This window comes from Acinetobacter sp. WC-743 (assembly GCF_000335555.1).
GTDB lineage: Bacteria > Pseudomonadota > Gammaproteobacteria > Pseudomonadales > Moraxellaceae > Acinetobacter > Acinetobacter bereziniae.
Genome location: NZ_AMFQ01000097.1, coordinates 48003 through 60462, shown reverse-complemented (window position 1 = coordinate 60462; position 12460 = coordinate 48003). Strand labels below are relative to the sequence as shown.

Sequence of the window (12460 nt, the reverse complement as noted above, 5' to 3'; positions counted from 1 at the left end):
TGTCTGTTGAGCAACAATTCTTCATTGAAATACTTTGACAAATGCATACTGAGTCAAAAATAAAGCCACTTGATGTGGCTTTATTCAGATCACATCACTGGATTATCAACTTTAAAAATTTCTTTATCTTCTAGTCGATATGCAATCAATTGATGCCCCCATACACAGCCACCATCCACATTTTGAATTTGTGAACTGATGCTTTTACCTTGCAAAGCAGCCCAATGTCCAAAAATAATCTGATGCGTTTGAGCAGCCTTTGATTCAAACTCAAACCAAGGCTGAAATCCTTCAGGCATCGGTTCATCCAGCGCATCTTTAAAACTAAACTCTAAACGACCTTGAGCATCGGTTAAACGCATACGGGTAAGATAATTGGTAATACAGCGTCGTCGTGCATTGCCCTGTAAATTATCTTCCCACAATGCAGGTTCAGCACCATACATCTCTTTTAGAAATGAATCGAGTACGTCAAAATCATCATCCGCCAATACAGTTTCGACTTCTTTTGCCAAAACAGCAGTTTGTTCTGCATCCCAAATATTGGGAATACCAGCATGAGTCAAAATAGTCTGAGGGTTCGGAAAAAGACACAAAGGCTGCTTACGTAACCAGTCAATCAACTCATCACTTTCCAAAGCGTGAATGACATCATCAATATGATCTTTGTCTTTAAGTTTTTTGATCCCACGAGCAACTGCCAGTAAATTTAAATCATGGTTCCCCAACACTGTTGCAGCGCAGCCTCGCTCGCATAGTTTTTTAATAAAGCGTAATGCACCTACTGAGTTTTCACCACGCGCAACCAAATCACCTGCAAACCAAATGTAATCTTGATCAGCATCAAACTGTATTGCTTTCAATAATGCTTTCAGTGCTTCAAAACAACCTTGTATATCACCAATCACATAATTAAATCTGACATTTTCTCGTGACATTTTTAAGCCACCATCTGATCTGACAATGCGACAAACTGAGCCAGACTCAATGTTTCTGGGCGCGCCATTGGATCAACACCTGCCCGCTCAAAACCATCTTCAACCAACATCCCTTTTAAACTGTTACGTAAAGTTTTTCGACGTTGGGTAAATACATGCGAAACCAAACGTGCCAATGCTTTTTCATTTTTGGCGATTATTGGCTTAGTTGCATAAGGCTCTAAACGAAAGACTGCAGATGTTACTTTTGGTGGTGGATTAAAAGAGCCAGGCGGTACTTCAAATAAAAAGGTAGGTTTGCAATAATATTGGATCATCACAGACAAACGACCATATTCTTTGGTATTTGGTTCCGCTGTAATACGATCTACGACTTCTTTTTGCAACATGAAGTGCATATCTTTGACTTTATCGCCAAACTCTAAAAGATGGAAAAGCAAAGGGGTCGAAATATTATATGGCAAATTTCCAACCACACGTAATGGGCGATCTTGTTGAAACAGCTCAGAAAAGTCATATTTCAATGCATCTGTTTCAATGATTGTTAAACGCTCAGGATGTGGGACACGACCAGGTAAACCTGCTGCCAAATCACGGTCTAACTCAACCACAGTTAAAGCATCACATTCACCAATCAAAGGTGAAGTTAGTGCCGCAAGACCTGGACCAATTTCAACAATATTGTCACCTGTGCGTGGTGCAACAGAACGCACAATTTTTGCAATTACACGTTGGTCATGTAAAAAGTTTTGACCAAAACGCTTTCGCGTATGATGCCCTTCATCTTTTGGGTTTAAGGCATTAATTTGATACATAAAAAATTTCCAACGCGGTATATAAGTTTGTTTACCAATTAATTTGATCGGGCAAGGTCAAGTGCCAAATCAACTGCGACATGTAAACTTGAACTCTTTGCAAGCCCAGTACCCGCAAGATGTAATGCAGTACCATGATCGACAGATGTACGAATAAAAGGTAAACCTAAAGTAATATTGATGGCTTCACCAAACCCCTGTGATTTTAACACAGGTAAACCTTGATCGTGATACATCGCTAAAACTGCATCCGCATTTTTTAAATTATCTGGCGTAAACAAAGTATCTGCGGGCATACTTAAACTGAGCTGTATACCTTGTGCACGATAGCTTTCGAGTACTGGATTAATCGTATCGATTTCTTCATGCCCTAAATACCCACCTTCTCCTGCATGAGGATTTAGTCCACAGACCAGAATGCGCGGCTGACTAATTTTGAATTTTGTTTTTAAATCATGAATCAGAATATCGATAATTTGATGTAGGCGTTCTTTAGTGATGGCGTCTGCAACATCGCGCAGTGGAAGATGCGTGGTGACCAATGCTACTCTCAGAGTTTTGGTAGCAAGCATCATGACCACACGATCTACACCTGCATACTCTTGATAATATTCAGTATGCCCACTGAAATATATTCCAGCATCATTAATAATTGACTTTTGTACAGGTCCTGTTGCCACACCAACACTTGAGCCTTGCATTGCGTAATAAGCCGTTCGGCGTAATTGTTCGATCACATAGGCTGAGTTTTGTGGATTAAGTTCCCCTAAGACAACATCCTCATTTAAAGGAACATGCTCGACGTAAAGCTGACCTTCTGCCAAACCCTGCTTTTGTCCTTGATACTCGATCAACTGAATCGTTTTATTTAAAATTTTGGCACGATCTCTCAGCATATTGATATCAGCCAATACCACTACTGGACGATCATCAACACGATCTGCCAAATCCAAACTAATATCCGGTCCAATGCCAGCAGGCTCACCGCTGGTTATATATAAAGGAAGCATCGAGAACTCTTTTAAACAGACGTTGCATTGATAGTATACATCGGTTCTAAATCATCATTTCCTATTCAAGTTAATTTTTGCATCAATTTGACTAAAAATGTATAAACTTAAACTAAAAACTATTGCAAGACGACCCACAAAATCCATGACAATTGTTATTCACAAGTGCATGCTGAATATTTGAATTTAAAAATAAAAGTAACTTTTAAAAAAATTCAACCAAGCATAAACCTAAATTAAAAATCATGATACATCTATATCAATTGTAAAGAAAAAATGCGATAAAACACACATAAACCACAATACCAACAGTCTTTAACGCTTGTGTATAAATCCCATACAAATGCTGAAAAAACGGATAAAAATTAACATTTGAGTGCTAAAATAAATGCTATTGATTCAATTTTCCGAATAAAAAGCGATTTATTCCAATCCATAAAACTGACTTAACCCACTTAAACATCACTTAACTTTTCCACTTATTTTTATACTTAATTAAATTTTAATTAAAAAATATTGATCAATTCTGCCATTGATACACACGAGTATTTCAAAATCCAAAAGTCGGTTTGATTATTGCTCAAATTCTGCATTCTCACAGCTATTCAGGTCAATGTGTTGATCAAAAATAATTCTAACGTGATGATCGGGTTCAACTTTTCCGTACACAGTATATTCCACAGCTTGATGATCTCGACGATTTTTCAACTCAATTACCACATCTATTTCTTGACCGATCTCAATATTTTGTGTTTGAACCAATATTCCAACAGGCTCACAAGGAAAAGCATCATCAATTTCCTGAGTAAAATCAGCAGTCATCCACTTCACATCGAGAATCGTATCTAATTCCTCATGCTGTTTTTCTGGAGGTTTAGCCAACACATGCGCTTTATCTTGCCAAACGGTCTGAGCAGAACTTCGCGTAAAATTCCCGGCTCCCCACAGGAGTAATAGGAATATTATTGAACTTATTATTTTCATTTTGCCTTGTGTTTTTCTTGATTTAAGTGCTAATTATTGATCAATTTCTTTACAATTCCAATCACAAAATATACCTCAGTATTTAAGGTAAAAAGAAGCTTTGCTTTTTTTAACAACACTCAATATAATAATGCGCTTGAAATTCAATATTTCGATTGTGAATCTATCTCATTTCAGCTAGAATTTGCTCTCCTTTTTGTTTGGACAGATTCCATAGTCCAAACCAACTATAATAGGTAGTGGTTTAATGAAAACTCTCAGCGCTAAGCCTGCTGAAGTTCAACACGACTGGTACGTTGTTGATGCTTCTGGCAAAACTTTAGGTCGCCTTGCGACTGAAATCGCTCGTCGTTTACGCGGTAAACACAAAACTTCTTATACGCCTCACGTTGACACTGGTGACTACATCGTTGTGATCAATGCAGAGCAAGTTCAAGTGACTGGTAACAAATCACTTGATAAGAAATACTATCGCCACACTGGTTTCCCTGGTGGTATTCGTGAAACTAATTTCGAAAAATTAGTTGCTCACAAACCAGAAGAAATCTTCGAACGTGCTGTAAAAGGCATGTTGCCAAAAGGTCCTCTTGGTTATGCAATGATCAAGAAAATGAAAGTGTACGCTGGTACTGAGCATCCTCATACTGCTCAACAGCCACAAGTTTTGGACATCTAAGGGATACAGCACATGGCTACTAACTATGGTACAGGTCGCCGTAAGACCGCAACTGCACGTGTTTTCCTATCAGCTGGTACTGGTAAACTCGTAATCAATAATCGTACTCTTGAACAGTACTTCGGTCGTGAAACTGCTCGTATGGTTGTTCGTCAACCGCTTGAGCTTTTAGACGTAACTGAAAAGTATGACCTTTACATCACTGTTGCTGGTGGTGGTATCGGTGGTCAAGCTGGCGCTATCCGTCACGGTATTACTCGTGCGTTGATCGCTTCTGACGAAACTTTAAAACCTGCTCTTCGTCAAGCTGGTTTCGTTACTCGTGATGCTCGTGAAGTTGAACGTAAGAAACTTGGTTTACGTAAAGCACGTAAACGTCCTCAATTCTCTAAACGTTAATTCGTTTACCGAATCGGACAAAAAACCTCGGCATTTGCCGAGGTTTTTTTATGGGTTAAAACTATTCAAAGTTTCAAAGTTATTTTGTTGTATCTCGTTTAGAACAGTCCATGACAGCATCGGCAATCCCATCGGCATATTTTGATTCTGTGATCGTACAGCCATTTTCCTGATAAGTTCGAGTTTCCTTAGAAAACTTATGATCTTTCGGAATCGGTGCATCACATGGCTTATTGGTCTTTACATTGACCATTTTTACAGGTCCATCATTGTAAATCGTGACCTTACAACCCTTAACAACATATTCCTGTTCGATTCCACCGTACCTTTCATCCTCTGAAACAGCAGATGCAACATCACAAGCATCATCAGCACGACATGCGGCTTCTTCGTCACTAGCCACAGTAGTTTCAGCTCCGGCAGCTTCCATAGCTTCAGCAGCCGCTTCCTGCACTTGAGCATCTACGATTTGTTTCTTTGCATATGTATTTGAAAGATTCATCATAAGAAAAACAGCAAGAAGCAACTTACTGCTATTATTTATTAAATTCATGAATGACCCAGACCTTATATTGATTTAAATTCAGCGCATACCGTAAGCTTATTAAAGTTAAGGTGATTTTATTGCCTATTTTTAGTATCCTAGTCTATTCATTTTTTCTAGTTTTTGGAATATGTCAGTCGAAAATGCGCCTCAACAAGGGATTACGTTGTATAGCCACGAGGATGACTTTCGTTCACATTGGATCAGATTTCTGCTTGCAGAAAAGCAAATTAAACACACTTTAATAATCGTTGAGGAAGATGATGAAGACTTAGCAAGCCTTAATCCATACAATCAACTGCCGATGTTGATTGAAAACGATTTGAAATTGTTTAAAACCCATATCATTTCTGAATACCTAGATGATCGTTATCGGCAAAATAAGCTGTATGCCGATGCACCTGCCCCACGCGCAGAACAAAGACAGTATATTTGGCGTTTTGAGCAAGATTGGTTTAAGCTTGCAGACACTATGCTCCGCCACCCAGATACACTCAACGCAGCAGAAAAGAAAAAAGCTCAGCAACAACTGAAAGATACTTTAATATCTTTAACACCACTTTTTCAGCACTATCCGTATTTTATGTCTGATAACTTTACAATTTTAGATTGTATGTTAGCCCCAATTTTCGTACGGTTAAAACATATGGGAATTGAGCTGCCTAAACAGCAATGCCGTCCAATTTTACTATATTGCCAACGGATTTTTAGCCGACCCGCTTTTTTGAAGTCGATGACCTTTCAAGAAAAAAGCCGATATAGTGAACTTTTGGCAAAACCCTAGATCGCAAAACAATAGAGTATTTTCTAATGTCTGAACCAGAATTGAACTTAACCCCAACTCGACCATACCTTGCACGTGCAATATATGAATGGATTTGCGATAACAATTTAACCCCTTATTTACTTGTTGATGCGACACAACCTTATACCGATGTTCCGCAACAATTTGTACAAGATGGGCAAATTGTTCTTAATCTAGCACCACATTCAGTTCATATGTTAAATATGAGTAACGATGCAATTACTTTCTCTGCGCGTTTTAGTGGCGCATCGAAAGATCTTTATATCCCCATGAATGCGGTATTGGGACTGTATGCGCGTGAAAATGGACAAGGTTTATTCTTTGATCCTGACGAATATGCCAATGTGCAAATCGAAGAAGATGCTTTAAAATCAAACAAAAGCGATGAAACAGAAATCACGACTGATGCGCCAAAGAAAAAATCGAGCTTACGCATTTTAGAATAGAACAAGGAGAACTGAATGGCTTTTGATCTCGTACAATACTTTGCTGAGCAGATAAAGATTCAAAAGCCTCAGCTATTATCACAACTACAAGCTGTTGAACGAACTGCACATATTGAAGAAATCAATGCGCTCACTTTAGGCAAGATTATTAGCCTGTGGCGTAAGGACGATGATGCACTTTATCAGGAGATTCTTTCGCAAGATCATCTATATAGTCAAGAAATTGCACGACATCTCACAACATCACCACAGAACAAATCTGATTTAGAGCAAACAATGCTTGAATCAGCAACAACTGAAATCCTTGAACTACAATTTGCTGAATTAAAACAGTTAGACACTGCAGGAAGTTTGGGAAAAAGAGGTTTAAGAGAACTGGTGATTGGGCAAATTGAACATTTATCGGGTCAAGCAAAAGATTGGGTTTGGTCAACAAATGAACTAACCGAACTGATTGGCTCTCAACCTACAGTGCAAGAAGAGATATCATTGGATGAAACCATGAAGGAGTTTAATCAAATGGTCAATGTTCAAACTACTGATACGCATGTAGACCACCCAGAAGTTACTGTTGTTGAAACAGTTCAACCAACTTGGGCAAAAGTTGCTGAACCTGTAGTCGCACTTGTGGTGCTCTATATTCTTTTTGAAGCTGTCAGCAAAGTTTTTGCTTAAATGGTATTGATAATCTAAATTTATTAAAAGCGATCTAAATGATCGCTTTTTTTCATGTAAAAAATATTTAAGTTTATTTAATTATTACAAGTGATAAATATCACAATAATAAAATTATAAATGATTAAATATACACAATAATAATCAAAACCCTAAAAACTTTTAAGTTAATCTTCTATTGATAAAAATCATTTAAAAAATTCTTCGTGTTTAAGATAGATTTTCAATAATAACTAGTGTTAAGTTAAAGCGATGAAATTCTCTAAACTTTAAATAAAATTAACAATTTACAAAGGAGGATAAAACCGAAATAAATAAAACGACTAAATGCTATACATTTAAACATTAAAAAATGTTTTAACTGGAAAAGAATAAATCTAGCGTTAATTTAAACACATGATGACTGTTAAAATGTATTACACACTTTAATCTTTTAATCTCAGATAAGTGATATTATGAACAATCAATGTATCAATATCGCAATTTCAGGCTTAGGTTTAACCACCTCAGATGATCTTAAAATCAGGCTGCGAAAAATTTTACCAACTCATATTGGTATAAATTGGACAAGTGTTTCAGATCAAAATATCAACTGTATTTTGATCAATGAGCAGTTTTTTGAAAATGATAATATTCAAAATATTATTCAAAATAAAAATATTCCTTATTTAAAAATATCAAAACACAGTGAACACACAGAAAGTGCTCAAGATAACTTACTTTGCATCCCAATTTATGATGAATGTACGCTTAAAGATTGGGTCAATGTCAAATTACTTCAGCAAGCAGATTCACCTGTAACCAGTTTAGATCTGTCTGTAGACGACAATGAAACTCAACTTGAAATTAAAGAAATTGATTTCTTTACTGATCTCTATACACAGGACAGCCGCAAAGTCATTCTCAGTGATCATTTAGGAACTATTGCCATTATAGACCACCATGCACATTTGGCTTGGCTTGAGGCGACACGTGATGAGTATCAGACAGACCTTTCAATACATTATACAGCAGCTCTCACCTCCGACTTTATTAAGGTTTCACGTAAACGCCAGTTCAATTTAGAAGACTGGTTATTTAATTTGATTTGGAAAAATCCACAACTCATTACTGTACCTGCGGCTGACAAATATTATCGTTTGAAGTTTTGGGTTCAACCCAATCAACTCGATAAGAAACTGTTATTACAACTCACCGCTTGCTTTATCTATGGTGCACAAATTCATCATGTTGCAGATAAACTCAATATTCCTGTTGCAACTGTTCAGCATTTTGTAGCAGCCAATCTAGCCATTCATAATGCGGAGATCATTTCAGCAAAAGACAGCCAGTTCGACAAAACACAGAGCGAAGAACAACACACTGAAAATAAAGGAATCTTAAAAAGCTTTTTTAACAAATTAAAGAGTAAATTTAAGTTTTAAGGGATAGATACGCGATGATTATTCAAAAATACAAAATTGTTTTTGCAGGTTCGATGGGGGCAGGAAAAACCGAAGCGATTAAATCGCTCTCAGAGGTTCCTGTATTGGCAACAGAAGCCTTTAATACGGATGAACATAGCCACAAAAAACTCAATACCACAGTAGGAATCGACTATGGAGAAGTCACACTTGATGATGGCAATAAAGTTGGGCTTTATGGAACACCTGGTCAAGGGCGTTTCGACTTTATGTGGGGAGTGATTTGTAAAGGGGCTATTGGCACAATCCTATTGATTGACCATAGTTTACAGACACCTTTGGAAGAGTTGGACTATTACATCAACACCTTTAAACAATACGGCGACAACATTGTAATTGGTATCACCCATATCGATGATGATTTGGCTAAACCGACTCACCAATATCGACAATGGTTGTTAGAACGGCAACTCAACTTTCCTGTTTTCTTTATCGATACAAGAAAGAAAGCAGATGTACTGTTGCTCTTAGAAACATTGATTACAGCATTGGAAATTAAATACTTATAACCAATCAAGAGGTGCGTATGAATTTACCAGAGCAACGGGCAGCACCAGAAGCATTGGTTGCATTTGCTAAACAACAAATCCAAGAAGTACTCAACCATGTCAATCATATTGAATTCATTATGATTTGTTCAAGTGATGGTTTTGAATTAGCTTCTGTGAGTAAACGCTATCAATTTCACTCCAGTAAACTAGCAGCGGTGAGTAGTTCCATTTTAGCGATGGTCAGTGCATTTTTATCTGAAATTAATTTGATTGGCTGTCAAAGTATTACTTTAGATGCTGAGAATGGCAAAGCCGTATTAACAGCTGTACCATGCACCAAGCATCCTATGCTCATCGTCACATTAAGCAGTAAAGAGGTACTACTCGGACAATTGCTTTATCACTTAAAAGAAGCCAGCCAAGCCATTATCCAACAAGATCAATCATAGCAAGAGGGCTAACCCATCTTGGTTAAACTGTTCGGTAATTCCCGTTAAGGTTTCGCATCAATAGTGGTTTGCGATTTACCATGTACTTTAGACTGATACATCAGTAGATCTGCCTGATGAGTAGCCTCGTCAATATTTTCAGGTAATTCATCATAAGTACGAATCCCCATACTAAAATCAATACCGAACTGCTGTTTTAATCCACTTAACAAAAAGCTTTTTCTTAAACGTTTTTCGTAGTCTTCAATGGCGTTTAGATCAATATCTTGTAAGATCACAATAAATTCATCACCGCCCATACGCGCAACGACATCAGAATGGCGTGTGGTCGATTTTAACACCTGCGCAAACTCGACTAGGACATCATCCCCTTTACTGTGCCCGTAAGTATCATTTACAGTTTTGAAACCATCTAAATCAATTAGACCAACAGCAAATGTTTGTTCTGTTTTACTATGTCGCTTTTTTAATGCCTGATAGGCTAAATTAAACGCCCGTGTATTATTCAATGAGGTTAAGGCATCTTTCATCGCCATAAGCGTCATTTCATTTAAATTGATTTTTATTCTACGTAATAAAATCGCTACAACACTAAAGAAACCCAGTCGCACACAAGCATTCCAGAAAGGAATAATCGAATTGGTGTACTCATGCCCTGCACTATAATCGGCATATAACCATGTGAGTCCAGATAAAATTACGGCAATGATGACAACATACTTATGGTCATACCATGCGGCAATCGAAACTGGAATTAAATAAAAAACAGCAAAAGAATATTCATAGCCCGTTGAGAGATCAATGATTCCTAAAACTATAATGATCAAAAGTAAAGTAGCACGCCGAACAACAATCGAACTCATAAATAAATACGTTTCCAACTGTTTAATCATATGATCACAATCCTTTGTGTTATTATTTCATTATCGTATAGATTAATTAAAAAATCTAGCAAAGCAAAAACTCAACAAATCTTCGATAAGCCAATGTTTTAAATAAATTTAATTAAATTCCTTAAAACAAAAAACAGAGACTATTTACTTAGCTGTAGTTAAAATAGTAATAAAAGTAAAGTGATATATAGGAGGATAAATACTGTTATAAAATAGAAATCTTTGGGTGTTAGGGAAAACAACTGATGGTTTACTTCAACGCATTAAAACTAGATAAGTTTTAACTCTATTGCCTATAAACTTTTGGTTTATAGCGTCCTAAGCCGAATCAAGACCTTGTGGGTAAGTACTACACGCACGTTGTACGTTACTGGTAGCAATCTACTCTTTTCGATCCCTGATCACCCTTGCAAACCATAATAACCAAAGCTGTTCAGGATTATTTTCCTAAGATGAGGTCTTTTCAGCAGAATTTAAAAAAAATTCCCGTCAAAGTACGAGATTAAAGAATTTTTATATGGTATTTTATTTAATTCTACTTTTCTCTCTGTCTAAGTATAAAAAAAAATAGAAATCCTTTCTGTTCAGCTCTCACATACATCAATAACGCTAAACTATTTTTTCTTATTCATTTCTGACAACAAGTCCAATTGGATTTCCTGAATTTTTGCCAATTTATCCCATTGGTGCATCAACAAATGGTCTATTTTTTCATGTAAATGTCGAATTTCGAGTTCAGCTTTTAAATTGACTTGATAATCATTTTGCGAACGTAGACGATCTTTAGCTTCTTGACGATTTTGACTCATCATAATAATGGGGGCTTGCACAGCCGCCAAGCAAGATAAAATAAGATTAAGTAAAATAAAAGGATAAGGGTCTGCAGGCTGTTTGACCATTACCACAGTATTTACAATAATCCAGATTGCCAAGAACAAGCTAAAACAAATTAGAAAAGCCCAACTTCCTCCAAAAGTTGCAATCTTATCTGCTAAACGTTCTCCCAAAGTCCAGTTTTCGTCGAGTTGATTTTCAGTATTCTTGGTGATTAGTTCGTGCTGTTGCATGCTGTTGAGCACTTCATAAGCTAAACTCGATACTTCGCCTTGTTCAGATTGCAATAGAGATTGCACATATTGCATACGGTACTTGGTTAAATCAGCTCTACAAATATAATCTTGTGCAGACCAGTCTGGGAAATCTCGTGCAATTTCTTCTGTAATCACTTTGCGAATGGTACCCATTGGAACCACATCACGATGGGAAAAACTCTTTTTACACACAAAGCAAATATGATTCTCAAGTTTTTCGTTCATAACGCTACTCTTATCGTGGTTCTTTTTAATCCCTGATTAAGACCAAGCATAGATTATATTTGAGTGGCTTTGTGTATGAAGAGTATCTTGGTTAGATGTTTTTTCTGATATAAGAAACAAAGTTCAATAGATTTATTTGATGAAATATTTTAGGTAAATATTTTTATTGAATTTTTTGGATGAGCGGGAAAACAACTGTGGTTTACTTCAACTATTAAAACTTTGTAAGTTTTAACCCTATTGCCTATAAACTTTTGATCTATAGCGTCCTAAGCCGAATCGAGACCTTGTGGGTAAGTACTACACGCACGTTATACGCAACTGGTAGCAATCTGCTCTTTTCGATCCCTTACATCCTTGAAAACAATATTAATCAAATTGCTTCGGGATTATTTTCCTAAGATAGATTGATTTTTGTCTTTTTCAGGAAATTTTTTCTTTAAAACAATCAATATAAAAAAAATTTCCCAACTCGGTTAATTAAATGATTTTTTATTGCATGAATTAGAGAAAAAATGCAAATTTAATTTCTAAATTTGCATTTCCGCCCCAACAC

The 12460-nt window shown here is 36.6% G+C and carries 14 protein-coding genes and 1 pseudogene; 8 read left to right on the top strand and 7 right to left on the bottom strand.

The features are described 5' to 3' along the window. Positions 1-89: 89 nt before the first annotated feature. The 4 genes from ACINWC743_RS13930 to ACINWC743_RS13915 form a co-directional block, all read right to left on the bottom strand. Complete coding sequence (locus tag ACINWC743_RS13930; protein ID WP_009585922.1) at positions 90-938, bottom strand: symmetrical bis(5'-nucleosyl)-tetraphosphatase; 849 nt, start codon at positions 936-938, stop codon at positions 90-92. Positions 939-940: 2 nt separating this feature from the next. Beyond that, entirely contained in the window at positions 941-1753 is an 813-nt protein-coding gene (gene rsmA, locus ACINWC743_RS13925) for a 16S rRNA (adenine(1518)-N(6)/adenine(1519)-N(6))-dimethyltransferase RsmA (RefSeq protein ID WP_004829846.1), read from the bottom strand. Positions 1754-1791: 38 nt separating this feature from the next. Continuing rightward, positions 1792-2763 carry a 4-hydroxythreonine-4-phosphate dehydrogenase PdxA gene (gene pdxA, locus ACINWC743_RS13920; RefSeq protein ID WP_005033449.1) on the bottom strand — a complete coding sequence of 324 codons (972 nt, stop codon included), beginning with the start codon at positions 2761-2763 and terminating at the stop codon, positions 1792-1794. A 573-nt stretch (positions 2764-3336) separates the two neighbouring features. Continuing rightward, positions 3337-3747 carry a hypothetical protein gene (locus tag ACINWC743_RS13915; RefSeq protein WP_035301197.1) on the bottom strand — a complete coding sequence of 137 codons (411 nt, stop codon included), beginning with the start codon at positions 3745-3747 and terminating at the stop codon, positions 3337-3339. A 247-nt stretch (positions 3748-3994) separates the two neighbouring features. On the opposite strand from ACINWC743_RS13915, the gene rplM reads away from it, so the two are divergent. Then, a complete protein-coding gene (gene rplM / locus ACINWC743_RS13910; RefSeq protein WP_004829852.1) occupies positions 3995-4423 on the top strand; it encodes a 50S ribosomal protein L13 in 429 nt (142 codons plus the stop codon). Between the two features lie 12 nt (positions 4424-4435). Continuing rightward, a complete protein-coding gene (rpsI, locus tag ACINWC743_RS13905; protein WP_004829853.1) occupies positions 4436-4822 on the top strand; it encodes a 30S ribosomal protein S9 in 387 nt (128 codons plus the stop codon). Positions 4823-5009: 187 nt separating this feature from the next. Here rpsI and ACINWC743_RS13900 read toward each other — a convergent pair. Beyond that, a pseudogene (locus tag ACINWC743_RS13900) lies at positions 5010-5327 on the bottom strand (hypothetical protein); the annotation flags it as partial. Between the two features lie 169 nt (positions 5328-5496). On the opposite strand from ACINWC743_RS13900, the gene ACINWC743_RS13895 reads away from it, so the two are divergent. The 6 genes from ACINWC743_RS13895 to ACINWC743_RS13870 all read left to right on the top strand — a co-directional run bounded on the left by ACINWC743_RS13895 (position 5497) and on the right by ACINWC743_RS13870 (position 9695). Further along, positions 5497-6150 carry a glutathione S-transferase N-terminal domain-containing protein gene (locus ACINWC743_RS13895; protein ID WP_009585973.1) on the top strand — a complete coding sequence of 218 codons (654 nt, stop codon included), beginning with the start codon at positions 5497-5499 and terminating at the stop codon, positions 6148-6150. Positions 6151-6176: 26 nt separating this feature from the next. Further along, the gene (locus ACINWC743_RS13890) at positions 6177-6617 is read left to right on the top strand and encodes a ClpXP protease specificity-enhancing factor (RefSeq protein ID WP_004829860.1); all 441 of its coding nucleotides are present in this window, start codon (positions 6177-6179) and stop codon (positions 6615-6617) included. 15 nt (positions 6618-6632) lie between these two features. Then, positions 6633-7292: a hypothetical protein gene (locus ACINWC743_RS13885; RefSeq protein ID WP_009585933.1), complete on the top strand. Its 660-nt coding sequence runs from the start codon at positions 6633-6635 to the stop codon at positions 7290-7292. A 455-nt stretch (positions 7293-7747) separates the two neighbouring features. Beyond that, entirely contained in the window at positions 7748-8716 is a 969-nt protein-coding gene (locus tag ACINWC743_RS13880; protein WP_009585911.1) for a hypothetical protein, read from the top strand. Positions 8717-8730: 14 nt separating this feature from the next. After that, positions 8731-9264, top strand: a complete 534-nt coding sequence (locus tag ACINWC743_RS13875; RefSeq protein ID WP_009585978.1) for a GTP-binding protein — start codon at positions 8731-8733, stop codon at positions 9262-9264. Between the two features lie 17 nt (positions 9265-9281). Then, entirely contained in the window at positions 9282-9695 is a 414-nt protein-coding gene (locus ACINWC743_RS13870; RefSeq protein WP_004829867.1) for a roadblock/LC7 domain-containing protein, read from the top strand. 44 nt (positions 9696-9739) lie between these two features. On the opposite strand, the gene ACINWC743_RS13865 is transcribed toward ACINWC743_RS13870, so the two are convergent. Continuing rightward, positions 9740-10588, bottom strand: a complete 849-nt coding sequence (locus tag ACINWC743_RS13865) for a GGDEF domain-containing protein (protein WP_009585955.1) — start codon at positions 10586-10588, stop codon at positions 9740-9742. Between the two features lie 614 nt (positions 10589-11202). After that, a complete protein-coding gene (locus ACINWC743_RS13860) occupies positions 11203-11904 on the bottom strand; it encodes a DUF1003 domain-containing protein (protein WP_009585966.1) in 702 nt (233 codons plus the stop codon). Between the last annotated feature and the right edge of the window lie 556 nt (positions 11905-12460).